This is a genomic window from Streptomyces sp. NPDC091371 (genome assembly GCF_040684275.1).
GTDB lineage: Bacteria > Actinomycetota > Actinomycetes > Streptomycetales > Streptomycetaceae > Streptomyces.
On record NZ_JBFBFP010000002.1, the window covers coordinates 181,868 to 205,780 of the forward strand.

The window sequence follows — 23,913 nt, forward strand, 5'->3', positions numbered from 1 at the left end:
GCGTGGTTGTGTTCGACGCCCTGCGGGGGCGCCCCGCCGCACACCCGGCCCCGGTGGCGCGGGGGTACGGGCTGCGCGGCCACAGCACTAGCCGGCGTCGGCCCCCTCCGCGATGGCCTCCCGTACCTCCGCCACCCGCTCCGACTCCTCGGCCGCGAACCGCTCGCGGTCGAGGGCCTCGGCGATCTCCTCGTCCTGGCTCATCAGCAGGTCGAGGTTCGAATCGCCCATCTCGAAGACGCCCATGTCCAGGTAAGCCTTCTGCAGCCGCTCGCCCCACAGCCCGATGTCCTTCACGCACGGCACGATCCGGCTGAAGAGCAGCTTGCGGAACAGGTGCAGGAACTCGGACTGCTCGCTGTACTCCTCGGCCTCCTTCCTCGGGATGCCGAAGTTCTCCAGCACCTCCACCCCGCGCAGCCGGTCCCGCATCAGGTAGCAGCCCTCGATCACGAACTCCTCGCGCTCGCGCAGTTCGGCGTCCGTCAGCTGCTTGTAGTAGTCCCGCAGCGCCATCCGCCCGAAGGCCACGTGGCGGGCCTCGTCCTGCATCACGTACGCCAGGATCTGCTTCGGCAGCGGCTTGTCCGTCGTGTCGCGGATCATGCCGAACGCGGCCAGCGCCAGCCCCTCGATGAGCACCTGCATGCCCAGGTACGGCATGTCCCAGCGGGAGTCGCGCAGGGTGTCGCCGAGCAGCCCCTGGAGGCTGTCGTTGATCGGGTACAGCATCCCGACCTTCTCGTGCAGGAAGCGCCCGAAGATCTCGGCGTGCCGGGCCTCGTCCATGGTCTGGGTGGCCGAGTAGAACTTCGCGTCCAGGTCCGGCACCGACTCCACGATGCGTGCCGCGCACACCATCGCGCCCTGCTCGCCGTGCAGGAACTGGCTGAAGTTCCAGGCGGCGTAGTGCCGGCGCAGCTCGCCCTTGTCCTTCTCGGTGAGCTTGGCCCAGTGCCGGGTCCCGTACAGGGTCAGCACCTCGTCCGGGGTGCCCAGCGGATCGTACGGGTCCACCTCGATGTCCCAGTCGATGCGCTTGGCGCCGTCCCACTGCTTGTCCTTGCCCTTCTGGTAGAGCGCGAGGAGGCGTTCGCGGCCCCCGTCGTACTCCCAGCTGAAGCGGGCCGAGCCGGAGGAGGGGACCTGCCACACGCCCTCGCCCGGGTCCTTGGTGTAGAGCTCGTGCGTCGACACTGACGCCCCCTTGTCACCTACTGGCTTGCAGGACTGGACAGTTGGCAGCGTCACACGTTGGTAGACGCGCGGTCAACAAGTCGCGCGCGAGGGATTGACGGTCTTGCTGACAGGCAGTCTCATAAGCGGTGACCGCCGGTAACCCAACCATGAGGTGTCCGAAGCCATGACGACGGTGACCCACCGAGCCGAGCTGAGGGACGCCCTCGGCCTGCTCAAGGACCGCGAACAGATCGCCGAGCGGCTGCTCGAATCCTCGGCGAAGCACTCCTTCGACCCCGACAAGGAACTCGACTGGGACGCCCCCACGATCGAGGGCAAGTACTACTGGCCGCCCGAGCTGCTCTCCCTCTACGACACCCCGCTCTGGAAGAAGATGGGGGAGGAGCAGCGCATCGACCTCTCCCGCCACGAGGCGGCGGCGCTCGGCTCGCTCGGCATCTGGTTCGAGATCATCCTCATGCAGCTGCTGGTCCGGCACATCTACGACAAGTCCCTGACCAGCAACCACGTCCGCTACGCGCTCACCGAGATCGCCGACGAGTGCCGCCACTCGATGATGTTCGCCCGCATGATCCAGAAGGGCGGCGCCCCCGAGTACCCGGTCACCCGCCTCAACCACAACCTCGCCCGGATCCTGAAGACGGTCTCCACCACCCCCGGCTCCTTCGCCTGCACCCTCCTCGGCGAGGAGATCCTCGACTGGATGCAGCGCCTGACCTTCCCGGACGAGCGCGTCCAGCCCCTCGTGCGCGGAGTCACCCGGATCCACGTCATCGAAGAGGCCCGGCACGTCCGCTACGCCCGCGAGGAACTGCGCCGCCAGATGCTGACCGCCCCGCGCTGGGAGCGGGAACTCACCCGGGTCAGCTGCGGCGAGGCCGCCCGCGTGTTCTCGGTGGCCTTCGTGAACCCGGCCGTCTACGACAACATCGGCCTCGACCGGCGCGAAGCCGTCGCCCAGGTCAGGGCGAGCGGCCACCGCCGCGAGGTCATGCAGACCGGAGCCAAGCGGCTCACCGACTTCCTCGACGACATCGGCGTCATGCGCGGGGTCGGCCGCCGGCTGTGGAAGAGCTCGGGCCTCCTCGCGTAAGACCGGTCCTCCGGGGCGTCGTCTACCCTGCGGGCATGACGACCGTACGGACCGAACGCGCCTACCGCAGGCTGAGCGTCGAGGAGCGGCGAGCCCAACTCCTCGACGCCGCCCTCTCGCTGTTCGCGCACCGGGCGCCGGAGGAGGTCTCGCTCGACGACGTCGCCGAGGCCGCGGGCGTCTCGCGCCCGCTCGTCTACCGCTACTTCCCGGGCGGCAAGCAGCAGCTGTACGAGGCCGCCCTGCGCTCGGCGGCCGACATACTCGAACTCTGCTTCGCCGAACCGCAGCAAGGCCCCCTCACCCAGCGGCTCTCCCGGGCCCTGGACCGCTACCTCGCCTTCGTCGACGAACACGACGCCGGCTTCGCGGCCCTTCTCCAGGGCGGAAGCGTCGTCTCCACCTCCCGTACGACGGCCACGGTCGACGGCATCCGCCGGGCGGCGGCCGAGCAGATCCTCGTCCACCTCTCCGTTCCCACCCCCGGGCCCCGGCTGCGGATGATGGTCCGTACGTGGATCACGGCCGTCGAGGCGGCCTCCCTCATCTGGATCGACGAGGGCAAGCAGCCCGAGGTCGAGTCGCTGCGGGACTGGCTGGTCGACCAGTTCGTCGCCCTCCTGACGGCCACCGCGGCCACCGACCCCGAAACGGCGGCCGCCGCGCGGGCCGCCCTCGCCCTCGAATCCGCCGACGGCCCGGTCGGCGTCCTGGCCCGGCGGGTCATCCCGGTGGTCTCCGAGGCCGCCCACCTCCTGTGACACTGGTGGCGTGAGAAGCCAACCGACCCCCTTCGAGGGCGGCCCGATGGACGGCCGGGTCCTCCCGATCCTGCTGGGCCCCACCGGCCACCCGCCGAAGTGGTACGAGATCCCGGTCCCGAACCCGGACGGCCCGCCGACGGTGCTGCTGTACGAGCGGGTCCCGTCGGGCTACTCCAAGCGGCTGGGCCTCCAGAAGGGCTGGAAGTACGCCTACCGCCCGACGGGCGTGAAGCCGAAGCCCCGTTGGCCGTGGACGAAGCAGCCGCGGGGCTGAGCGCCGCCACCCAGCCCCGGCGGCGTTCGAGGCGCCCCCACCCAGCCCCGCCGGCGTTTGAGGCGCCCTTTCAGCCCGTCCGGCGTTTGAGGACCGGGGTCTGGGGCGGAGCCCCAGTTTCGGGAAGGGGCGGGGTGGGGGAAGGCCCCGCGCAGCGGCCCGCACGAGACGGGGGCCCCGCCGGGGCCGGGCGCGCGCCGGCGCGTCTCCTCGGGCGTCGAACGTTTCCAGGGGTCGGAGGGCCGAGCGTGGTTGTGTTCGACGCCCTGCGGGGACGCCCCGACACACACCCGACCCCGTCGGAACCGGCAGACCTCAGCCCCGCCGGCGTTTGAGGCGCGGGGCCCTACTCCGCCAAGCCACCCGCATCCGGCAGCGTGAGCACCGCACGCGCGCCACCGCCCTCCGCCCGCACGAACGACAGCCGCGCGCCAATCGCCTCGGCCTGGCCCACCGCGATCGTCAGCCCCAGCCCGTGCCCCTTGCCCCCGCCGCTCCGGAAGCGCTGCGGCCCGTGCTCCATCAGGTAGTCGGGGAACCCGTCCCCGTGGTCCCGTACGGTCACCACCGGCCCGTCCACCGTCAGGACCACCGGCGGCCGCCCGTGCCTGTGCGCGTTGGCCACCAGGTTGCCCAGCACCCGCTCCAGCCGCCGCCGGTCGGTCTCGACGTGCGCGTCCCGGACCACGACCACCTCCGTGTCCGTCCCCGACGCCCGGACCACGCGCCGTGCCAGCCGGCCCAGCTGGTGCAGGTCGGTCTCCACCACCTCGCTGCCCGAGTCCAGCCGGGAGATCTCCAGGAGGTCCTCCGTCAGCTGGCGCATCGTGCGCACGCGCTCGCGTACCAGCTCCGTCGGCCGGCCGTCCGGCAGCAGCTCCGACGCCGCCTGCAGACCCGTCAGCGGGGTCCGCAGCTCGTGCGCCACGTCCGCCGTGAAACGCCGCTCGCTCTCCAGCTTCGTCTGCAGGCTCCCCGCCATCGTGTCCAGCGCCCCGGCGACGGTCGACACCTCGTCCTGGTGCCGCGAGGGGTCCTCGGTGCGCGGGTCGCCCACCCGGGCGTCGAGGTCGCCCTGGGTGATCCGGCGGGCCACGGTCGCCGTCTGGTGCAGCCGCCGCGTCACCCGGGTCACCGCGAAGGCGCCGACCAGCAGGGTTCCGCCGATCGCGAGCACCGATGAGCCGATGATCGCGTTGTCCAGCCCGTTGATCGTGCGCGCGCTCTGTTCGTAGTCGATGGCGGTGGCCAGCGCCCGTCCGTCCGCCGGGGCCGCCGCCCACATCGTCGGGCGGCCGTCGCGGTTCGCGACCATCGTGCCCCGGCGTCCTGCGACGGCCAGGTTCCGCAGCTTCGGCGGCAGCCCCGCGGGGTCCAGCCCGGAACCGGGCGGCAGGGCCTCGCCGGCCTCGTAGGCGCGCGAGACGTCGTGCAGTTTGCCGAGCGCCTTCTCCCGGGCCGTGGCGACCGTCTGCCGGGTCACCTCCACGTGCACGAGGGCGCCCAGCAGGGCCGCCAGCGTGCAGCACATCACGACGATGAAGCACGCCGCCTTCCAGGTCAGCGTGGCCGTCCAGGCGGGCAGCCGGACCTTCACGGCGAGCCGGTGCCGGGACCGGTACCGGCACCCGAGCCGGGGCCCGCGGGACGGGGGGAGCGCGGCTTGCCGCTCGGGGCCTGCGGATTCACCGGGACCCGTACGATCTGCTCGCGCGTCGGCAGCATCGTGAGCTGCTTCTCGTCCCAGGACCAGGCGGTGATCAGCTCGTAGCCGTTGTTCCCGCTGGGCACGCGCAGGACCACGTCCCGCCCGGCCAGTTCCACCGTGATCACGCTCTGCGTGGTCGCCATGATCCGGTTGAGCCGTCCGTCGGGGTCCGCCGTGTACACCCGTACGGACATCTCCCTCTCGGGGGCGTCCGGGCCGGTGCCGAGCTCGATGCCGATGATCAGCTCGTCCTTGCCGTTGCCCGTGAGGTCCCGGTAGTACGGCTTCAGCACCGGGCATTCCGTGTCGCCCTGGCCGTCCTCCCCGTCCTGCGGGCACGCGAGGATCGCGGCGGCCGTCTGCCGGGGCATCCCGTCGGGGCCGACGTCCGCGTACGGGCGGGCCCGAAGCTCAGCCTGGACGAGGGCCAGCGGGTCGACGGCGTGCACGTCCTGGTCCTTGACCGGCGGGATCCCCTTGACGTACTCGGGCGGGGCGCCACCGGGATCGGCGGGCGGTACGGACGCGCCCTTGCGCTCCGGCCACAGGTGTACGGGCCCGTGCGCGGTCGGCGTGGCTCCGGCCGCGGACAGCCCGCCCGTGTCGCCGCAGCCCGCCAGCAGGGGGAGCAGCGCGAGCGCGCCCAGGGCGCAGGCGACGGCGGCCGCACGCAGTGGAAAGCTGTTCACAGAACTCCGCGCCCTCCTGCCCGCGCCACGCCAGCCGGTCGCGTCAACCTTATGCGGAGCTACACCCTTTTTGCGCACGGCGGTTACGTCCGTCAGTGATCCGTAGCCCGTCCGCCGCCCGTATGTCAGCCGTCCGTACGCCCGCGGCGCAGCATCGCGAAGCCCAGCCCGGCGGCGCCGACGGCCGCGATCCCGCCGCCGGCGGCGAGCAGCAGCACGCCCTCACCCGGCCCGTCTGCCAGGGTGCCCAGCCGCCGCGCGTCGGCGGACCCGGTGCTCTCGGGCTCCGTCTTCGCGGCGGCCGCCGCCACGGGGACGACCTGCCCGGTACGGGTCCCGGTCTTGTACGCGACGGCGTGGCCGCCCTGCGCGGGGGCGTCGCCGACCCAGGAGGTCAGCCGCCCGTCGGAGGCCAGCGAGGCGTGCAGCTCCCCGGCACCGCCGACACCGGTGACGCCGTCGCGGCTGGTCAGGGTGGTGGCCCGGCGGCCGTCGGCGGCCAGGATGTCGGCCTGGTAGGCGTCCTTCGCGACCCGGTAGACCTTCGCCGTGGACACCCCGTCCGCGAGGGCCAGGGTCTTGACGAGGGTGCGCTGCGGGGCGGCGGAGTGCGCGGAGGAGGCCGCGGGGACCCCTTCGGCGAGCGCGGCGGCCGTGGGCAGTGCCAGCAGACTTCCGGCGCATGCGGTCACGGCGGCGGCGCGAACGAGAGTGCGGCGGCGGACGGTGCTCACGGGAGTCCTTCGGTGCTGGTCAGGGTCAGGGCCTGGCATCTCCAGGCGGGACAAACCTAAGGGCCGGCCGTTGCGGCGGAGCCCCGTTCTTGTAACAGCGGAGTCGCAAGGTTCCGTCGGAGTCGTTACACAGACACATCCGGGGGATTGCCGTGCGCCGCGGGGGCTGCTCCCATGGACGCCGGGGGGTGAGGGCGATGTCGCCACTCAAGGTACTGCCATCGGTCGGCCGGGCCGGCCGCGGGAGACTGTACGTCAACTTGCCCGACGGGCAGGCGGTGGCCTGGTACGACCGCCAGGCGAACCGCATCAGCGTCCTGGCGGACGACCAGCGGGAGGCGATCCTCGCGGCCCTCCGCCCCTACCTGAGCGGCACGGTCTCCATAGGCCCGCCCCCGGTCCCCACGGCGGCCGACCTGCGGAGGCTCGCCCTCCCGCCGGACGCGGACCTCGCCCCGAACCGCCCGGGGGAGACCCTGCTGGGCGAGCTGGAACACGGCCCGGCGGGCACCAGGGCCCGGCACCGCCTCCGCCAGGACCTGGCGGCCCAGCAGCGGATGGGCGACGTACTGGAGGCCCTGGAACCGGACGGCTGGCGGACCCTGCACTGCGTCCCGCTCCCCGGCCTGGGCCGTATCGACCACCTCCTCATCGGCCCGGCGGGCGTCTTCTGCGTCCGCACCGCGCCGGGCCGCCGCCAGCGCGCGGCGGTCGGCGACCTCCTCCTCACGGTGGGCCGTGCGGAACCCCGCCCGGACCCCCGCTGGACCCGCCGCGCGGCGGCCCGCGCCACCCGAGCCCTGGCGGCCCAGGTGACCCCGGCCCTGGCGGTGGTGGAGGCCTCCCGCATCGACGTGGCCCCCACGGTCCGAGACCTCCAGATCCTCCAACCCCTGACCGCCCCCGCCACCCTCAAGGGCGCCCCGACCACCCTCAAACCCCCGGACGTGGAAGCCCTGTACGCCCTGGCCCGCGACGCCGGAACCTGGCTGGCCGGCTAGGGCGTTCCAGCCGGGGCCGGACGTTTCCAGGGGCCGGAGGGCCGAGGGTGGTCGTGTTCGACGCCCTGTGGGGACGCCCCACCGCCCACCCGTCCCCGTCCGGTCCCGCCCGGCTAACCCCAGCCCCTCCGGCGTTTGAGGAGCGGGGTCTGGGGCGGAGCCCCAGTTACGGGAAGGGGCGGGGTGGGGGAAGGCGCCGCAGGCCTACCCCGCCCGCCGCGCCCCCGGGCTCAGGCGGAGGTCCGCTTCCGCGGCGTAGCCGTCTTCTTCGCGGCCGCAGCCGTCTTCTTGGCTGACGCCGTGCCCGAAGTCGACTTGGCGGCAGTCGACTTGGCCGCGGCCTTGCCCGTACCCGTACCCGTCGCTGCGGTCGACTTCTTCGCCGCCGCCGTCTTCTTGGCCGAAGCCGCAGTCGACTTCTTCCCCCCAACCGCCTTCGGCGCAGCCGCAGCCGCAGCCGCAGCCGCACCCGCCCGCTTCCGCCGGATCGGAGTGACCTCCGCCGCCTCCCCCTCGGGAGAGCCCCCGCCCTCCCCCCGAGACGCCTTCGCCGCCCGCACGCTCTTCTCCAGCGCCGCCATCAGGTCGATCACCTGCCCGCCGGCCGGTTCCACCACCGCCTCCGACGGCTCGAACGCCCCGCCCGCCTTGGCCGCGATCATCTCCTCGACGGCCTCCCGGTACTCGTCCTTCAGCGAGCCGAGCTCGACCTCCCCCAGCGTGGCCATCAACGCATCCGCCAAATCCAGTTCGGCCTCCCGCACCGACACCGACGCCTCCGGCGCCACCCCCTCCGGCGCCCGGATCTCGTCCGGCCACAACAGCCCGTGCATGGCGATCACATCGCCCACCACCCGCAGCATCCCCAGCCGTTCCCGCCCCCGCAGCGCGTACTTGGCGATCGCGACCTTCCGGCTCCGCTTCAGCGCCTCCCGCAGCAGCGTGTACGGCTTCGCCGCCGTCGCCCCGTTCGCCGCCAGGTAGTACGCCGCGTCCATCTGCAGCGGATCGATCTCCTCCGCCGGCACGAACGACATGATCTCGATGGTCTTGGCGGTGGCGAGCGGCAACCGCGCCAAGTCCTCCTCCGTGATCGGGACGATCGACCCGTCGGCCTCCTCGTAACCCTTGCCGATCTCCTCAGTCGGCACTTCCTCCCCGTCGAGCTCGCACACCTTGCGGTAGCGCACGCGCCCACCGTCGCTCAGGTGGATCTGTCGGAAGGAGATCGAGTGGCTCTCGGTGGCGTTCACGAGCTTGATCGGGATGCTGACCAAGCCGAAGGAAATCGCCCCGTTCCATATGGATCGCATCGCTCGCCCGCTTCCTCCTGTTTCGTGGCAGTCTCATCGTATGACGCCGATCACATTGGTGGAGGGCCGTCGCATCGCGCTCAGCAATCTCGACAAGGTCATCTATCCCGAGACCGGCTTCACCAAGGGCGAGGTGCTGCACTACTACGCCTCCATCTCGCAGACCTTCCTCGCCCACGTCCACAACCGCCCGGTGTCCTTCCTCCGCTATCCGGACGGCCCGGAAGGCCAGATCTTCTTCACCAAGAACCCTCCGCCCGGCACGCCCGACTGGGTGAAGACCGCCCCGGTGCCGCGCTCCGACGAGCCCACCGCCGAACAGGTGGTCGTCTCGGACATGCCCTCCCTCATGTGGGCCGCCAACCTGGTCGTCGAGTTCCACACCCCCCAGTGGCCGGCCGGCAGCCCCGCCGTCGCGGACCGCCTGATCCTCGACCTGGACCCGGGCCCGCCCGCCACCGTCGTCGAATGCTGCGCAGCCGCCCTCTGGCTGCGCGACCGCCTGGCCGCCGACGGCCTGCGCGCCTATGCCAAGACCTCCGGTTCCAAGGGCCTGCACGTCTCCACCCCCCTGGAGCCGACCCCGTCCGCGCAGGTCTCCTCGTACGCCAAACTCCTCGCCCAGGAAGCGGAGCGCGCCCTCCCCGACCTCGTCGTGCACCGCATGGCCAAGGCCCTGCGCCCCGGGAAGGTCTTCGTCGACCACAGCCAGAACGCCGCCGCCAAGACCACCGCGGCCCCCTACACCCTGCGCGCCAGAGCCCGGCCGACCGTGTCCGCGCCCGTCTCCTGGGAGGAGGTCGAGGCCTGCCGGACCCCCGACGACCTGGTCTTCCTGGCCGACGACATCCCGCCGCGCCTGGCCCGCCACGGCGACCTCTTCGCCCCCCTGACCGACCCCGGCCTGGCGGGGCGACTGCCGTGATCCGCGTCGCGCTGGCGGCGGCCGTACGGACCCTGCCGCGCGGGGCGGGTCTGGCGTACGAGCCGAAGTTCGACGGCCACCGCCTCCTCGTCCTGCGCACGGAGGACGGCGTGGCGCTCCAGGCCCGCTCGGGCCGCATCGTGACCAGCGCCTTCCCCGACCTGGCCGCGGCCGCCCGCCAACTCCCCGCCGGGACGGTCCTGGACGGCGAGGTGGTGGTCTGGCACGCGGGCCGTACGGACTTCGCCCTCGTCCAGCGGCGCGCGGCGGCCACCGCCGCCCGGGCGGCCGTCCTCGCGCAGAGCCTGCCGGCCTCGTACGCGGCCTTCGACGTCCTCGAACTGGCCGGCCTCGACCTGCGCCCCCGCCCCTACGAACGCCGCCGCGCGCTCCTCGTGGACCTCCTGCTCCCCCTCGGCCCGCCCCTCCAGCCGGTCCCCATGACCACGGACCCGGAGCTGGCCGCCACCTGGTACGAGACCCTCCCGGCCAGCGGTATCGAGGGCCTGGTCGTCAAACGCCTGGACCAGCCCTACCCGGCCGGCCGGCGCGGCTGGCAGAAGCTGCGGCACACGGACGTCCGCGACGCGGCCGTGGTCGGCTACACGGGCACTCCGCGCCGCCCGCAGGCCCTGGTGCTGGTCCTCCCCGTGGGCGACGAGACCCCCCTCGTCTCCAGCCCCCTGACCTCGGCCCTCCGCGCCGCCCTGGCGGCGGAACTGGCCTCCCGCACGCACCCTCGCGGCCCCTGGCCCACCATCACGGCGATCGGCGTCGGCGAGGTCCCCTTCCACCCCCTCGACCCGCCCCTCACGGCCGAAGTCCGCCACACCTCGACCCGCCACCCGCCCCCGGAGGTGCTCCGGCTGCGAACAGACCTCTGACCCGCGAGGGAGGCGCGGGTCAGAGGGGGGAGTGGCGCATCAGGCGTGGGCGCCCCGCCCGGCGTCCGGGGGAGCCCCGGGCTGCGGGTGCGGGCCCGGCCCCTCGGGGCGCTTGAACCCGGACTCGCGTTCCTTGCGGACGTCTTCCGGATGGCTGGAGGTGGTGGAGCCGAAGTTCCCGTAGCCCTGCATCTCATGCGGCCGCAGCCCGCCCTCGGGGATCTCCACGGGGTCCCGCTCCTCGCGGACCTCGTAGACCGCCCCACCATTGGGCAGGTGCGGCTGTTCGTCGGCCGCCGGGGGTGGCGGCTCCTTGGCCCGGACCCGCTGGCCCAGCTTGAACCCGCCGAGCAGCAGGCCGACGACGGCCAGGCCGACGACCAGGAACCACGCGATGTCGGTGACGATCGCATCCACGCTCAGGATCGTGTCCATACCGACCATTTTCCCGCACTTCACTCCGATATGCGCTACCCGGTGATGCCGCGAGGCCCCCACCCAAGATCACCCACCGCCCACACGCGGCCACGCACACGGGCCCGCACACGGGCACCCCCCTGGTGCCGCGCGTCAGCTGTTTATGGGCCCCTCGGCATCCCGCAGCGCACCCGCGCCGGTGCGCGCCCCGAGCACGCTCAGGATCTCGGCGCAGATCGCCAGCGACGTCTCAGCCGGCGTCCGCGCACCCAGGTCCAGCCCGATCGGCCCGTGAACCAGCACCAGTTGGGCCTCGCTCACCCCGGCGGCGAGCAAGCCCTCCCGCCGGCGCGTCGTCGTACGCCGCGACCCGAGCGCCCCGATGTACGGAACTTGCTCGGCCAGCGCGAACCGCAGCGTCGGCACGTCGAACGCCTCGTCGTGGCTCAGCATGACCACGCACGCGGAGTCCCGCCGCGCTCCGATCACCTTCCGGGCCTCCTCCGCGCCCTCCACCAGCACGGCTTCCCAGCCCAGCAGCAGGGCCTGCCGTTCGATGAGCCCGGCCAGCTCGCCCCCGCCGCCGATGACCACGTACGGAGCCGACGGGTACGCCTCCACCAGCACCAGCCCGGAGTCCCCGTAGAGCGCGTCCCGCCCGGCCCGCCGCGTGGCCAGCAGCTCCCCGGCCCGCCGCGAGGCGTCATCCTCGGCCGCGGCGTCGGCCCGGACCACCTCGCTCACGGCCTGATCGGCGTCCTCGTTCAGCCGGGTCACCAGGGCCACCCCAACGCCCCTCCCGAGCAGCTCCCACCACTCGCCCGGGATCGCGCTCAACGGCTGCAGCAGCACCTCGGCCTGCCCGCCGCACGTCAGCCCCGCCTCCTCGGCCTCGGCCCCGCGCACGGACACCTCGCACACCCGCGCGGTCTGCCCGGCCCCCATGGCCCCGGCCTCGGCAACGAGCTCGGCATCGAAAACGCCCTGGTAAAGACTGCCGGCGCACTCCCCCCGAGCATCGACGAGCACGGCCCCACCCGGATCCCGCGGCCCGAACCCCTGCTCGGTCACGGGCCGCGCCAGATACCCGGCCCGCCCCTCGGCCACCCACTGCCGCGCCGTCTCCACCAGATCACGCATCCGCGTCGCCCCATCCTCATGCGAGCTCTCCCCGCAAAGCACCAGGTCAACGGCACGTTGCGGCCTCGCCGTCCACCCTAGGCACACCCCCCACCCCCACCCACCCCCCAAACCCACAGACCGCACCCCACCTCCCTCGTACAGACCACCGGAGACTCCGCCCGGGAATGCGGCCCGAACGCAGGACGAGCACAGAGGGTGACCGGCGCCCGGCCGGAACGTCGCCTTCAGTTCTGGCAACAGGAAACCTCGTGGATCGCGCCCGCAATTCCGGAGCGCGTGTCACACTCTCCTCTGAATCGATCTCCAAGAGCGGGACGACTTTTGGGAGTTGGCTCCGATGGAAACATCGCCCGAAAAAGGTGGAACAACGGCGGGGACAGCCGTCGGCCGAACTTATTCACCGTGTCGACCGATTCCTCCGAGCCGGTGGCGCGCTGCGGAAACTGGCCGAACCCTTATCGCCGGGGCAGCGGCCGGATACGGCCGCGGGCCCCGATGCCACTCCAGAGCCGGGTGCCCGCCAATGGGAGCTCGACCGGCGGCACATCCTCGAATCGGGCGTCACCTCGCTGCTCGGCAGGACCCTCAAGAGGCCGGGAAGCGCGATGGCCCCGACCGGGACCGCCCTGCCGGACGCACTCGTCGCGCAACTCGACCAGTCGCGTGCGCTCGGCCAATGCTCCGACCCAGCCCTGCTGCTGCCCCTGCTGGAGTCCCAGACGCGGGCCGTCGTCGGACTCGTCTCCAGGGGCTCTCCCCCCCCACAACAGGCTGCCGCTGCTGCTCCTCGCCTCACGCTTCGCCGAGTTCGCCGGCTGGATGGCCCAGGAAGCAGGGAACACCCGGGCCGCGCTTTCCTGGACGGCGGACGCCGTACTGCTGGCCCAGGCGGGCGGTGACCGGCACCTCGCCGCGTACGCCCTGGTCCGGCGCGCGCTCGTCACGTTCTACGACGGCGACGCGGTCGCCACGGTCGGTCTCGCCGCCCAAGCGCAGTCGAACGGGCTTGTGCCGCCCAGGATCAGAGGTCTGGCCGCACAGCGCGAAGCTCAGGGACATGCCCTCGCCGGTGACGAACTCGCCTGTATGCGGGCCCTGGAGCGGGCCCGGCGCTGTTTCGTCTCAGCAGCTGAAGAGGCCGAACCAGGTCCAGTCATCGGGACGACGAACCTGGCCGACCCGGCGGCCATGGTCACGGGCTGGTGCCTGCATGACCTCGGCAGTCCGCGGGAAGCCGCTCAAGTACTGGACCGGGAATTCCTCAGGATTCCCCCGAACGCGCTGAGGACTCGGACGCGATACGGATTCCGGCGGGCCCTCGCCCATGCCGCGGCCGGCGAGATCGAACACGCCTGTGCCATTGCCCGGGAGCTGCTCGACGTCAGCGTCGCCGCCCCGTCGGCAACCGTACGGAGTGACATCCGGCGCCTCGCCGACGAGCTGGGACGCTTTCGAGTCAATCGCGCCGTACGCGACCTCCAGCCTGCCTTGGCGTGGGCCCTGAAACCCGCCCGGATCTGAAACGGGCCAACCCGCCCGAGCACCCTTCCCCGCACCTTTGATGCCAGGAGAGGAATTCCGTCATGCCCGAAATCTTCGTCAATTAGCGCACCGGAGACGAGGAAGCGACCGCGACCCTCATCGAACGCGATTGGTCCGGCCGATTCGGAACCGACCGGGTCTTTCGCGCCGGCAAAGTCCATCCGCCCCGGACAGGCGTTTCCCCAGCAACTGCTCACGGCCGTGCGCCGCTGCAGGGTCCTGCTTGTGGTGATCGGCTCCCGGTGGGCGGACGCCACCACCCGAGACGGCCGCCCTGCCCTCCAAGACCCCGAGGACTGGACGCGGCGCGAGATCCTGGAAGGCTTCGAGAGCGGCGCCCACGTCATCCCGGTCCTCGTGGGCCGCGCGACACGGCTCGACCGGAGCACGCTGCCCCGCGACTTGGAGGGACTGGCAGACCGCCAGTACCGCAGATTCGACCACCGGTGCGCCGAAATCGACCTGACACGACTCGGCGACGATCTCGCCGACCTCGTTCCCCAACTGGCAGCTGTGGACAAGACGCCGCCGTCGTCCGACACGGAACCAGCGCAGGGCGGGGCCCCTTCCGTCCGCATGCAGGCCGGCGATGTGCGCGGCATCGGCAATGTCAACGGGAACGTCGGGACGTTCGTCAACGAGCCCACCGGACCGGTGCACACCGGTTCCGGGGCTCAGCACAATGCCCCGTCCTTCTCCGGTGACGGCATGGGGGTGAACTACGTGGCGGGCGACAACTCCGGCCGCATGCGCCAGACCACCGACAGCGCCGGGCGCCGCAAGGACGAAGAGTGATGCCGGGAGACTCCCACAGCTTCGTCTTGGGCGGCTCGGGCCCGTCACACCACGGTTCCGGATCGCAGCACGTGTACGTGGGCTTCCAGCCGCCCGGGCAAGGCCGGGACGGCCTGCACATCGTGCGGGACCGGCGCGCGGAACTGCGGAGGCGCTTCGTGCACCCTGGCCATTACGGGGAGGCGGCCGGCCGGCTCGAAGCACCGGGAGCGGTCGTCCTGCTCCAGGGGCCGCCGGGCATCGGCCGGAGCGCCGCCGCGACCATGCTCCTTCACGAGGCGACGGACACCGGCCCCGGGGAGAAGGGCCGCTTCGAGCAGCTGACGGCGGACAAACCCGAAGGGCGCTTGGACGCCGGCCCTCACGACCGCTTCCTCCTCGATCTCTCCGGCACCGCCTATGACTACTACCCCGAGGCCCAGGAGACCCTCGCGTACCACCGAGCCGCCGTTGAGCAGGCCAAGGCCCGGCTCGTCGTCGTGCTGCCGACCGGACTCGACCACCTCCTGGACCCCCAGTTCGGCTGCCTGACCGTCCGATTGGAGCGACCCCTGCCCATTGCGGTGGTCCGCCTCGGCCTGCGCGTGGCCGGAATCGACTGCGAAGCGGACCAACTGCGCCCCCCAGCGCTGGCGGCGTTCATCACCGACGTCCCCATGCGAGAGCTGGCGCGCTTCTGCGAGACGGTCGTGCGGGCCAGGGACGGCGGCCGGCACGGCACGGAGTTCGATGCGTGGTGCGAGGAGGCGCTGGCGGCCGTCACCGACCGGGCGGCCGAGGCGGCGCAGCAGGTCGCGTCCCTTGAGACCGCCGAGGAACGCGGGCTGCTGCTGGCAGCCGCGATGCTGCACGGCGCCTCGGCCGACGCGGTCTTCCACAGCCGTAACGCACTGCTGGAAGAACTCGGACACAGCGTCGAGGACCCGCCCGGCCTGGCCGGCGGCGACCTGCTCGACCAGCTGAAGTCACTGGGCATCCGCAGGGACCGGGAGGGGCTGATCGCCTTCGAGCACCTGGAGTACGACGCGGCGGTCCGCCGGCACTTCTGGCTGAGCTTCCCCGCCCTGCGAGGAGCGCTCTGCAACTGGATCGAGCAGACCATCACTCTCGACGACCTCACCCGGGACGACCGAGCTGACCTCGTTTCGCGCTTCACCGAGCAGGTCCTCGCGGCCGGCCGCCCCGACGACCTCCTGGACGTGGCCGAGCAATGGGCCGGGAACCTCCAACCCTCCCTACTGGGGGAGGCGACAGCCGCCCTGGAACTGGGGCTCAGCGACGAGCGCCACGGCAGGGCGATCCGGCAGAAGATCCGCGTCTGGGCCACGGCGCCGGAACTTCCACGCGGCCTCTTCCGGCTCCTGACCGGGGTCTGCCGGGGCATGATGTCCGTGACCCACCCTCACCAGGCAGTCGTCCGGCTCCACCACCTCGCCCGTCACGGCGCGGACGCCCGTGACGCACTGTTCGAACTCGTACGTGCCGACGTGGGACTGCGTCGTTTCCTGATCAGCCGGATCGCGGCACCGGCCCAGGCCGGCCCCCGGGCACTCGGCAACCTCGAACTGCTCCTCGGCCTCCTCGCGGAGAGCGATCCGCCTCCGCCCCTGCCATGGCGGGAACTGACCGGCGTGTGGCGCGCTGCCATGGACCACAGCACACCGGACTACTGGTCGCCACCGGCCCGGGCCTGGCTGACCGCGTTCACGCCCGCCCCCGGCGCCCGGCGCGAGCCCGCGCTCGACGTTCTTGTGAACGCCGTCTCCGGCAGCGACCGCCACAGCAACCAGCTGTACGCGATCACATGTGACTGGGCGAGGAACCGACCGGAACGGCAGCCCACGGCGACCTGGCTCTGGCAGCAGATCGACGCGGCCCAGGGCCTCGCGGCGGACGACGTCTTCGCACCATCGGTGTCAGGAGGCACCCAGTGAACACCTACATCCTCTGGAGTTTCCTCGGGGCGGCCCTCGCCGCCGCAGTCGGTCTCGTCCTCATAAAGCGAGTCGAACGCGCCCGCCTTCGTGACCGTTCCCGTGCCCGCTAGGAGGAAGCATTCCGGGCCACGGCACCGGCCCCGCCGGAGCGGTCGGCCGAGGCCCCGTTCCAGGAGGTGTACCTGGACAGAGTGGCCGTGCCCAGCATGCTGCCCGACTACGACTTCCTCTTCTCCGCCTCGGTGTCGTGGCGGCCGGCCGTAACGGAGGGCGACGTACCGCACGGAAACAGGGCCGGGCTGGCGGCAGCCAGCGTGCTCAGGAGGACGCAGGAGCTGACGCGGCGCGAACACCCGGAGCGCTACGGGTCCGTTCAGTACACGCTGGAGGAAAAGCTGGGCACCCACACCCTGGACGACACGGCCACGCTGGTCGTGATGGTCACGGATGTGATGCTGACCCTCGCTCCCGAGGACCGCGACCGGTTGCGGAAGCTCGCGGGCCTCCGGAAGGAGGAGGACACGTGGGAGCAGGAGCGCCAGTACGAGCGGAGCAAGCGGAGATACCTCGCGGACGAGATCTTGGAAACCCCGGGCAGCGCGGTCGTCTGGTGGCTCGCCCGCCACGACCATGACATCGAGGGGGCCGTGGACCTCCTCGGCCCCCTCGCCCAGCTTTCCGCCGCAGCGAACAACACCGAGGTGGCGGAGCTGTTCCGGCACCTGGTCGAAGGCCTGCCGCACCCCGGCCCCACCTCCCGGCCGGAGGACACCCTGCCCCGAGACCACCCCCACGACGAACCCCTGGACACCGTGGCCCGCATGGAACAGCTCTTGGACGGCCTCGGTCTGGCTGAGCCGTCCGCTGAGCGCTCGGCGTTCCTACACCGTCTGTTGCTCTGGCTGGCGGCGGCCGACCGCCGGGAAGACGCCGACCGCATCCGCCGCCAACTCTGGCCGGAATCCCCCACGGACGACCCCACCCGAAGTCGGCCGCCCCCGAACCCGAAGCCCCGGCCTGGGCCGCCGACCCGGCGGCACCGTAGCCGTAAGCAGCGGGGACCCCTTCGCGAAGTCGCGGGTTGGCAGGTCAGAGCTGAACGAGGCGGGCGGACGACTGGATTCGTCCACGGATGGTCCACACAGTGATCTACGATCAGCCGCCATGAGACGCCTTGCGAAGCAAACCCGAGACGACGCGTATGCATCCACAAGGGACTATCAGGAACTTCATCAAGTTCAGAGTGTCAGGGTCTGCCCCGCGGCGAACTGGAACAATCGCCTCATCTTCACTAACGGACCGGCCGCCGACACTGCATTCGGTACCCTCGTGGCTTTCGGTGCCTACATTGCCGCTGAGACTCCTCTGGAGCTCACGGCGCGACTCAGTCGAGGCAAGGTTTCCGAGGACGGGGTGTTCGATCTATCCGCAGATTTCACGCGAGTCGGGTTCGCGCTGAGTGCAGATGGTCAGGGGCCGATTTCTCTGGAGCTCTCCTGGACTGGGGGAGATGCGCTAGACGTGTGGGGGCTTGATATTGGCCCTGCCGCAATCCCTGATGGGGTCACGCACGAGGAGATTTTGGAGGCCGGCAGGTCTATAGCCCCCGAAACGTACTACCTTGATCATGCGATCGCGCTCAATGCGGACTTGGAATCCTCGACTGCTTCAGCCATAGCAGAAGAAGGTAGTTTGCTACATCTGAAGAAGTGCTCCTATTGCGGGCGCCTTCTACCCGTCAACATGAGCAAGTTGGGGTCACTGGCCTTTCACAAGCACAACGCAAAGCGAACCCGCCATCAGAACGAGTGCAGGTCGTGTAAAAAATGGAGAATCAATGACAATTTCAACCCATCCCGTACGGTAGATCAGCTACACGAGTCTTCGGTGATCACGCGGGAAAGAAAGATTTTCCTGCGTGAGTCCAGCATCCTCCAAGAAATCAAAAAGCGGACAGGCGAGGGACTCAAGTCTCAAGTCTGGGACAGGTTCGATCGACGTTGCTTCAGCTGTAAAAGGAGTATTTCTCTCAGTCAAGTGCAACTGGACCATACGCGTCCGCTGGCCTATCTGTGGCCGATCGATGAGCATGCGACATGTCTATGTGCAGAATGCAACAACAACAAGAAGGATCGCTTCCCGGTAGACTTCTATAGCGATTCGCAACTCCGGGAGCTTTCGCAAATCTGTGGACTTCCTTATGGAGAGCTTGTTCAGAAACGCGTGAACATGGAGCAGCTCGAAAAGATCACCGATGACATAATCAAATATGCCATTACTTGGGAACCTAGAACCTTCTTTTCCGTAGCCCGAAAAGTTCAGGAGCTTCACCCTGAAATCAAACTGAGCGAACAGCTCCAGCGCCTGAGCCCGAAAATTTATGAGGATCTGCTTGACCGTGCTGCGGCAGTAAGGATGATGGAAGAACAGTAGTGCATGGAGCGGGTGGGCCTCCGGCATGTTGAGGCCCACCGCTAACTCTCGACATGCCTAGGCTCGTTGGAAAAACAGCATATGGTGGTGCTTTGTAAGGCCCTTGTCCTTGAGGCCGTGATTAGCGACCTGCTCGACGTTTTCCACCGACTCCCCAACGAAATCTAGGGACTCTTTACCCAAAGCCCGCAGATCTCCCACAAGATCACCCCGGCCGCCGCTTCCAATGTGCACCGCCATTACACCCCCGGGTGCCAGTAGTTGGGTGCAGGTCGAGAAGAATTCGGCGTAGACGCTGGTCGATTTCGTTTGCTGCCGCTCAAGGAAATCTAGACTCTTGGTGTGGAAGTCCGTTGCACCCCAGCCGCAAAACCACATCCTCAACCAATTGGGTCGATCGAAACGCATCCCAATGAATGGAGGGCTTGTGATAATCGCGTCGACCGGATCCGCGATTTTATTGGGCAGTTCCCTGAAGTCGCCATGGTGAGCTTCGCCTTTTACGAAGTCCGGCGGCAGTGGTACAGCAAGGGCGGAAGTCACTCTATTTTGCAATCGCTCAATTAGCGACTTGTAGATGTATTCGCCGGTCGGGTTGAATGGAGTGATCGGATGGGAGGTGCGCGACAAGGCGTACGGCCTGTTGCCGTGAAGAACGTGCAATAGGGATGCCCACATGAAAGCGTCGCCTCGCACTCCCTCCTTCAGGAATACTTTGCGAGCTCTCAGTACTTCCAAAAGCGTCTCGGGATGGTAGTAGGCAGAAACTGACGCATTGAGGCCGAATTCAGCTTCGGCGATTTCGTCGGTACTGAGATCGACTGTCAGCATTTGCTTTTCCAGTCGAGAAATCTGCTCTAGTGCTTCATTGAGCGTGGGCGGCCTCATCTTGGCTGCGCCGACTGTAGCCGCGAGTGGACTTTTGTCGTTCGTGATCGCCCTTCTTCCCAGGAGGGCTGCCTCGAACGGCACGGTTCCCACTCCGCCGAGGGGATCCAGAACTCTGCCGCCCTCTGGTGAGAACGACTTCACAAGCCAGTGGGCCATCGCCGGCTTAAATTTTCCCTGATAAGAACAAAGGGAATGCAGCTTGTGCCCCCAAGAGCGGCTTGCATATGCGCCCTCAGTGTAGGGGAGCGATGATTGGAAGTCGTCGATCGCGGCTTCCAAGTCGGAGCGCTTCACAGTCAGACCTTTCGGAAAATGATTTCGACCTGCCGAAGCTCGCTGCGATCGCGTGAGTACCTACGAGCAATTACCTCGTCAGACACAACTTCGAATCCGACGTGTTCAGCTACCTGGACAAGTAGGCGATCCGTAGGGACATGAACGCCATAGAACTTGGAGTCGCCGATGTCGAAAATGAACTCTCCACCAGTCTTTAGACTGTGCTCCACTGCCTGGAAAACTTGCGTCATATCAGAGAAGTACTGGCGTACCAGAAGCGGGATTCTCTTGTCCGGAGAAGCCACATCGAGCGCAGACGCCACCTCCTCGACGCTTTGGTAGGTGTGCTCCAGGGTGCGAGTCTTGCTGACATTGTTGATGCCAGCTGTCACAGCCTTTCTACATAGTCCCGGAAGCTCTTTCTCGGCCTTGATGAAGTCGAGGAGCCAAAGCTCGATTTTAGTATTTCGGAAGTAATTCGTCCCATTGAGGTAGGGTGGTGATGTGATTGCCAGATCGAAGTGCTCTGCTTCGCTGTGGCGAACGTCGCGGCAATCCTCCGAGAGTTTGGTCATGGAGGCCGCCTGATTCGGAATCGTGTTGATATCGCGAACCATTTGTGTAACGGAAGAGTGCACGAAACCCGGGACGTTGACGACTCGCGTAACGTATTCGTTGGCCCGTCGGCGCCTGAGATCCGCGCGACGGGTCATATGAGAGCTGGCTACAGCATTGGATGCAGTAGCCAGCAGCAGAAGGTTGCGAAGCCATACGCGGCCATCGCTGATGCGATAGGCTAGGTCTTTGATGGCGAGTAGCGTGCGAAGGTGATCCTCTTCGAAGAAGTCACGCTTTGGGAAAGCTTCATGGTACGCCGATAGGTCGACGAGTTTTGCTTCATGCTCGAGACGTTCGGAGTGCAGGTGCTTCAGGAACTGATTTGCCGCCGCCTCGAACTCGGATTGGTTTTCCCTGGCTGCACGCGCCGAGTTGACCTTTGTCTCTGCCACGAAGGACATGAAGGGGTTAATCTCTGAGTAAGAGGAATTTACCCCGGCGTGAGAAGCGACCAATTGAACCGTGCCTGACCCGCCGAACGGGTCGTAAACATTTGCGACCCCTTCGTGGCGAGCGAGTTTCTGGCGAACGTAATCTGCAGAAAATCCCTCGACATAGGGATACCAGCTATGAACGGCTTGATTCCTATTATCTCTAAAGGTAACACCGAGATCGAGTGTGCTTTGCTGCGTCACTGGTTCCCTGCCGAAGCGGTCGTGGGTAGTCGCGATAGTGTATAGCAAGGGGCCCTCCTTGCCGCCTGACGGAGTAGCCGAGCGGACTGCGTCCGGATTCGTTGGAGAGCGACAGCGCAGTCACTCACCGTCGCCCACACGCCAGTGCGGCGATCAGTGGAGCGGCTTTGGGCTGGAGCTGCTTTGGCGTGAGTGACCATGCCCCCCTAAGCCTCCGGCGCGTCGGTCAGTCTGTGGACCTGCCCGGTAAAAGCACGTCGTTGGGGCCGTGATCTATGAGGTAGAGAAACCTGTAACAGGTCGTGCTCCAGCTCGGCGAGGGCGCAAGGTTTCGCTGGAGATGCCGGCCAAGTCGATGGTCACGCGGTCCTTGGCCAATGCCTGCTCGATGTAGCGGACGCAGCCCCGCTGGCCTCTCGGTCCGATGACGACTACGTCGGCGCGGTGCCGTGGAACAGCCCCGCCTCCGCAAGGTCGCCGATTACCAAAAGCGCGGGGTCCTCCACTTCCAACGTCGTAGTTCGCTTGACGGATCGGACGGGCCCACACCCCGCCCCCGGCCTGGGCCACCCTCGACCTGCTCGCCGACGCCGTCCGAGCCGCCGCCCGAGTCCGCGTCGTCGTACCGGCCAACCCGGAGGCAGGCTTCGCTGACGATTGGGTGCTCCGCTGAGGAGATCAGATCGACGTGCCGCCCATCGGCGCCTTCGGCAACGGGGAAGATCTCACGGAGGCCGTCGCCCCCTACTTCGCCAAGAACGCGACCAAAGCCGCCGAGACCACCGGCACCGTCGATCACCCAGTCCGATCCTGTCCGCGAGTAGTCCACGGCGGCTGTAATACGGTTGCTGGCGGCGGCAGTTGGCTGCGTATACGCGAAGACCCCGTGTCAGCGAACTCGCTGATCACGGGGTCTTTGGGCACTTCCTGCGAAGTGCCCCCGGCAGGATTCGAACCTGCGCACACGGCTCCGGAGGCCGTTGCTCTATCCCCTGAGCTACGGGGGCGCTGTCGCTGGTGTTGCTGCGACGGGTTGAACACTACCAGCTTCCACGGGGTGATCAGGAACCGGTTTGCGGAGGAGAGGGGGGTGGGTCGCCCGGAGGGGGTGGAAGTGGCGAAAACCCGGACGCGGGGGGCCCGGTCGACCTACTCTCGAGTTGTGCCAGGCGTCTCAGGCCGGGTGCTTGTTGTCGACGACAACAAGGTCATCCGGCAGCTGATCAAGGTCAATCTCGAGCTGGAGGGCTTCGAGGTCGTGACCGCGAACGATGGTGCCGAGTGTCTGGATGTGGTGCATCGGGTGTGTCCTGATGTCATCACTCTTGATGTGGTCATGCCCCGGCTGGACGGGTTCGGGGCCGCCTCGCAGTTGCGGGCCGATCCGCGGACCCGGGGTGTGCCCGTTGCGATCGTGAGTGCCTGTACGCAGCAGGAGGTCGAGGCCGGGATCGCCGCCGGCGTGGACGCGTTCCTCGCCAAGCCCTTCGAGCCGACCGAGCTGGTGCGGGTCGTGCGGCGGCTGATCGAGCGCAAGGACCGGCGTGACGGGCGGCGGGGGGCGCCCGCGGGGAGGGGACGGGGCTGACCGGAATGTCGGCTCCTGTTCATATGGCGAAACCCTTCGTGGGGTGAGAGGGCGTCTCCCCTAGGCTGGGACCCGTGAACCCCGCTGACCTCCCCCGTACCGTCGTGCGCGCCGTGCGCTGCGCCGTCGCGGAGGGGGAGCTCGCCGCCGGTGTGGTCGTGCCCGAGCGGGTCGTCGTCGAGCGGACCCGGCCCGGTGGGGTGGGGGAGTACGCCACCCCCGTTGCCTTTCAGGTCGCCAAGGCGGCCGGGTGCGCGCCCCGTGAGGTTGCCGGGGTGCTCGCCCGTCGGCTCGGTGCGGAGCCGGGGATCGAAGGCGTCGAGGTGACCGGCGCGGGGTTCTTGAACTTCTGGCTGCGGCCGCCGTCCGTTCCCCGTCTCGTCAGCGATGCGCTGGTGTGGGGAGGGACTGCCTTCGCCGATGTCGCTGTCGCGGTGGATGTCGCGGTGGATGGCGAACGGCTCGGGCTGCGCGAACGGGTCGTGCGCGAGAGCGTGCTGCGGCTCGTGCGGAGTCAGGGCGCCCGCGGTGGAGGCGTGCCCGAGGCGGGTTCCATCGCGCCCGTCGCCAAGCGGGACGGGGACGTGGTCGCGCGGTACGGGGGCGACGCCGCGCGCTGGGCCATGCTCGCCGTGCCCGCGCGGGAGACCCCCGGGTTCTCCGGCCTGCTGCTCGTGCAGGGCGAGAGCAGCGAGTTCTTCCGGGTGCGGTACGCCTTCGCGCGGAGCCGCGCGCTCCTGCGGAACGCCGCCGCGATGGGGTTCGGGGCGGAGGCCGGGGATGTACCCGACGCCCCCGGGCTGCTGCGCGCCCTCGCCGATTACCCCCTCGTCCTCGAAGCCGCCGCGCACCACCGTGCGCCCGAGCGGCTCGCCCGGTACCTCGTCGAGCTGGCCGACGCGCTGCTCGACTTCCAGCACCGCGTACTGCCCGAGGGGGACGAGAAACCCTCGGCCGCCCACCGAGCCCGGCTGGCTCTTGCCGAAGCCGCCGGGACGGTGCTGGCCGGCGGCCTCGCCCTGCTCGGCATCGACGCACCCGAACGCCTGTGAT

General features: G+C 69.2%; 22 protein-coding genes and 1 tRNA gene. 13 read left to right on the top strand and 10 right to left on the bottom strand.

Features of this window, described 5'->3' with window-relative positions:
* Positions 1 to 87: 87 nt before the first annotated feature.
* The gene (locus AB0O21_RS03700) at positions 88 to 1,197 is read right to left on the bottom strand and encodes a ferritin-like domain-containing protein (RefSeq protein ID WP_365165762.1); all 1,110 of its coding nucleotides are present in this window, start codon (positions 1,195 to 1,197) and stop codon (positions 88 to 90) included.
* Between the two features lie 166 nt (positions 1,198 to 1,363).
* Between AB0O21_RS03700 and AB0O21_RS03705 the strand changes: the two genes are divergently transcribed.
* Genes AB0O21_RS03705 through AB0O21_RS03715 form a run of 3 tightly spaced genes read left to right on the top strand, consistent with a single transcriptional unit; the run spans position 1,364 to position 3,331 of the window.
* Complete coding sequence (locus AB0O21_RS03705; protein ID WP_365165764.1) at positions 1,364 to 2,293, top strand: diiron oxygenase; 930 nt, start codon at positions 1,364 to 1,366, stop codon at positions 2,291 to 2,293.
* A 35-nt stretch (positions 2,294 to 2,328) separates the two neighbouring features.
* Positions 2,329 to 3,054 carry a helix-turn-helix domain-containing protein gene (locus AB0O21_RS03710; protein WP_365165766.1) on the top strand — a complete coding sequence of 242 codons (726 nt, stop codon included), beginning with the start codon at positions 2,329 to 2,331 and terminating at the stop codon, positions 3,052 to 3,054.
* Between the two features lie 10 nt (positions 3,055 to 3,064).
* Positions 3,065 to 3,331: a hypothetical protein gene (locus tag AB0O21_RS03715; RefSeq protein ID WP_365165768.1), complete on the top strand. Its 267-nt coding sequence runs from the start codon at positions 3,065 to 3,067 to the stop codon at positions 3,329 to 3,331.
* A gap of 346 nt (positions 3,332 to 3,677) precedes the next feature.
* Here the strand turns inward: AB0O21_RS03715 and AB0O21_RS03720 are convergent, their stop codons facing one another.
* The 3 genes from AB0O21_RS03720 to AB0O21_RS03730 all read right to left on the bottom strand — a co-directional run bounded on the left by AB0O21_RS03720 (position 3,678) and on the right by AB0O21_RS03730 (position 6,462).
* Positions 3,678 to 4,928 (bottom strand): HAMP domain-containing sensor histidine kinase, encoded by a 1,251-nt coding sequence (locus tag AB0O21_RS03720; protein WP_365165770.1) that lies wholly within the window; start codon positions 4,926 to 4,928, stop codon positions 3,678 to 3,680.
* The gene (locus AB0O21_RS03725; protein WP_365165772.1) at positions 4,925 to 5,728 is read right to left on the bottom strand and encodes a hypothetical protein; all 804 of its coding nucleotides are present in this window, start codon (positions 5,726 to 5,728) and stop codon (positions 4,925 to 4,927) included. The genes AB0O21_RS03720 and AB0O21_RS03725 overlap by 4 nt, the downstream gene beginning before the upstream one ends.
* Positions 5,729 to 5,853: 125 nt before the next feature.
* Complete coding sequence (locus AB0O21_RS03730; protein WP_365165774.1) at positions 5,854 to 6,462, bottom strand: hypothetical protein; 609 nt, start codon at positions 6,460 to 6,462, stop codon at positions 5,854 to 5,856.
* A 197-nt stretch (positions 6,463 to 6,659) separates the two neighbouring features.
* Here AB0O21_RS03730 and AB0O21_RS03735 point away from each other — a divergent pair, with 197 nt between their 5' ends.
* On the top strand, positions 6,660 to 7,463 hold the full coding sequence (locus AB0O21_RS03735; RefSeq protein WP_365165776.1) for a nuclease-related domain-containing protein: 804 nt from the start codon (positions 6,660 to 6,662) through the stop codon (positions 7,461 to 7,463).
* 230 nt (positions 7,464 to 7,693) lie between these two features.
* On the opposite strand, the gene AB0O21_RS03740 is transcribed toward AB0O21_RS03735, so the two are convergent.
* A complete protein-coding gene (locus tag AB0O21_RS03740; protein ID WP_365165778.1) occupies positions 7,694 to 8,776 on the bottom strand; it encodes a Ku protein in 1,083 nt (360 codons plus the stop codon).
* 40 nt (positions 8,777 to 8,816) lie between these two features.
* Between AB0O21_RS03740 and ligD the strand changes: the two genes are divergently transcribed.
* On the top strand, positions 8,817 to 9,701 hold the full coding sequence (gene ligD / locus AB0O21_RS03745) for a non-homologous end-joining DNA ligase (protein ID WP_365165780.1): 885 nt from the start codon (positions 8,817 to 8,819) through the stop codon (positions 9,699 to 9,701).
* A complete protein-coding gene (locus AB0O21_RS03750) occupies positions 9,701 to 10,585 on the top strand; it encodes an ATP-dependent DNA ligase (protein WP_365166371.1) in 885 nt (294 codons plus the stop codon). The genes ligD and AB0O21_RS03750 overlap by 1 nt, the downstream gene beginning before the upstream one ends.
* 39 nt (positions 10,586 to 10,624) lie before the next feature.
* Here the strand turns inward: AB0O21_RS03750 and AB0O21_RS03755 are convergent, their stop codons facing one another.
* On the bottom strand, positions 10,625 to 11,020 hold the full coding sequence (locus AB0O21_RS03755) for a DUF6479 family protein (RefSeq protein ID WP_365165782.1): 396 nt from the start codon (positions 11,018 to 11,020) through the stop codon (positions 10,625 to 10,627).
* A 135-nt stretch (positions 11,021 to 11,155) separates the two neighbouring features.
* Positions 11,156 to 12,142: an XdhC family protein gene (locus AB0O21_RS03760; RefSeq protein WP_365165784.1), complete on the bottom strand. Its 987-nt coding sequence runs from the start codon at positions 12,140 to 12,142 to the stop codon at positions 11,156 to 11,158.
* 822 nt (positions 12,143 to 12,964) lie between these two features.
* Here AB0O21_RS03760 and AB0O21_RS03765 point away from each other — a divergent pair.
* The 5 genes from AB0O21_RS03765 (at position 12,965) to AB0O21_RS03785 (ending at position 18,852) form a co-directional block, all read left to right on the top strand.
* Positions 12,965 to 13,666 (top strand): DNA-binding protein, encoded by a 702-nt coding sequence (locus tag AB0O21_RS03765; protein WP_365165786.1) that lies wholly within the window; start codon positions 12,965 to 12,967, stop codon positions 13,664 to 13,666.
* 246 nt (positions 13,667 to 13,912) lie between these two features.
* On the top strand, positions 13,913 to 14,482 hold the full coding sequence (locus AB0O21_RS03770) for a TIR domain-containing protein (RefSeq protein ID WP_365165788.1): 570 nt from the start codon (positions 13,913 to 13,915) through the stop codon (positions 14,480 to 14,482).
* On the top strand, positions 14,482 to 16,416 hold the full coding sequence (locus AB0O21_RS03775; RefSeq protein ID WP_365165790.1) for a hypothetical protein: 1,935 nt from the start codon (positions 14,482 to 14,484) through the stop codon (positions 16,414 to 16,416). Before AB0O21_RS03770 ends, AB0O21_RS03775 begins: the two co-directional genes overlap by 1 nt.
* Positions 16,417 to 16,616: 200 nt before the next feature.
* Positions 16,617 to 17,567: a hypothetical protein gene (locus tag AB0O21_RS03780; protein ID WP_365165792.1), complete on the top strand. Its 951-nt coding sequence runs from the start codon at positions 16,617 to 16,619 to the stop codon at positions 17,565 to 17,567.
* 16 nt (positions 17,568 to 17,583) lie between these two features.
* The gene (locus tag AB0O21_RS03785) at positions 17,584 to 18,852 is read left to right on the top strand and encodes a hypothetical protein (RefSeq protein ID WP_365165794.1); all 1,269 of its coding nucleotides are present in this window, start codon (positions 17,584 to 17,586) and stop codon (positions 18,850 to 18,852) included.
* Between the two features lie 57 nt (positions 18,853 to 18,909).
* Here the strand turns inward: AB0O21_RS03785 and AB0O21_RS03790 are convergent, their stop codons facing one another.
* The 3 genes from AB0O21_RS03790 to AB0O21_RS03800 form a co-directional block, all read right to left on the bottom strand.
* Positions 18,910 to 20,037 (bottom strand): hypothetical protein, encoded by a 1,128-nt coding sequence (locus AB0O21_RS03790; RefSeq protein WP_365165796.1) that lies wholly within the window; start codon positions 20,035 to 20,037, stop codon positions 18,910 to 18,912.
* A 2-nt stretch (positions 20,038 to 20,039) separates the two neighbouring features.
* Positions 20,040 to 21,272: a restriction endonuclease gene (locus AB0O21_RS03795; RefSeq protein ID WP_365165798.1), complete on the bottom strand. Its 1,233-nt coding sequence runs from the start codon at positions 21,270 to 21,272 to the stop codon at positions 20,040 to 20,042.
* 935 nt (positions 21,273 to 22,207) lie between these two features.
* Positions 22,208 to 22,279, bottom strand: a tRNA-Arg gene (locus AB0O21_RS03800).
* A gap of 83 nt (positions 22,280 to 22,362) precedes the next feature.
* Between AB0O21_RS03800 and AB0O21_RS03805 the strand changes: the two genes are divergently transcribed.
* Together AB0O21_RS03805 and nrtL are read left to right on the top strand one after the other, a co-directional pair.
* Positions 22,363 to 22,860 (top strand): response regulator, encoded by a 498-nt coding sequence (locus tag AB0O21_RS03805; RefSeq protein WP_365165801.1) that lies wholly within the window; start codon positions 22,363 to 22,365, stop codon positions 22,858 to 22,860.
* A gap of 74 nt (positions 22,861 to 22,934) precedes the next feature.
* Positions 22,935 to 23,912: an ArgS-related anticodon-binding protein NrtL gene (nrtL, locus tag AB0O21_RS03810; protein WP_365165804.1), complete on the top strand. Its 978-nt coding sequence runs from the start codon at positions 22,935 to 22,937 to the stop codon at positions 23,910 to 23,912.
* Position 23,913 lies beyond the last annotated feature (1 nt).

Excerpts from the sequence above, each read along its gene's own strand:
- AB0O21_RS03765 (WP_365165786.1), top strand. The coding sequence starts at position 12,965 with ATGGCCCAGGAAGCAGGGAACACCCGGGCCGCGCTTTCCTGGACGGCG.
- ligD (WP_365165780.1), top strand. The coding sequence starts at position 8,817 with ATGACGCCGATCACATTGGTGGAGGGCCGTCGCATCGCGCTCAGCAAT.
- AB0O21_RS03775 (WP_365165790.1), top strand. The coding sequence starts at position 14,482 with ATGCCGGGAGACTCCCACAGCTTCGTCTTGGGCGGCTCGGGCCCGTCA.
- AB0O21_RS03760 (WP_365165784.1), bottom strand. The coding sequence starts at position 12,142 with ATGCGTGATCTGGTGGAGACGGCGCGGCAGTGGGTGGCCGAGGGGCGG.
- AB0O21_RS03705 (WP_365165764.1), top strand. The coding sequence starts at position 1,364 with ATGACGACGGTGACCCACCGAGCCGAGCTGAGGGACGCCCTCGGCCTG.
- AB0O21_RS03735 (WP_365165776.1), top strand. The coding sequence starts at position 6,660 with ATGTCGCCACTCAAGGTACTGCCATCGGTCGGCCGGGCCGGCCGCGGG.
- AB0O21_RS03740 (WP_365165778.1), bottom strand. The coding sequence starts at position 8,776 with ATGCGATCCATATGGAACGGGGCGATTTCCTTCGGCTTGGTCAGCATC.
- AB0O21_RS03785 (WP_365165794.1), top strand. The coding sequence starts at position 17,584 with ATGAGACGCCTTGCGAAGCAAACCCGAGACGACGCGTATGCATCCACA.
- AB0O21_RS03710 (WP_365165766.1), top strand. The coding sequence starts at position 2,329 with ATGACGACCGTACGGACCGAACGCGCCTACCGCAGGCTGAGCGTCGAG.
- AB0O21_RS03755 (WP_365165782.1), bottom strand. The coding sequence starts at position 11,020 with ATGGACACGATCCTGAGCGTGGATGCGATCGTCACCGACATCGCGTGG.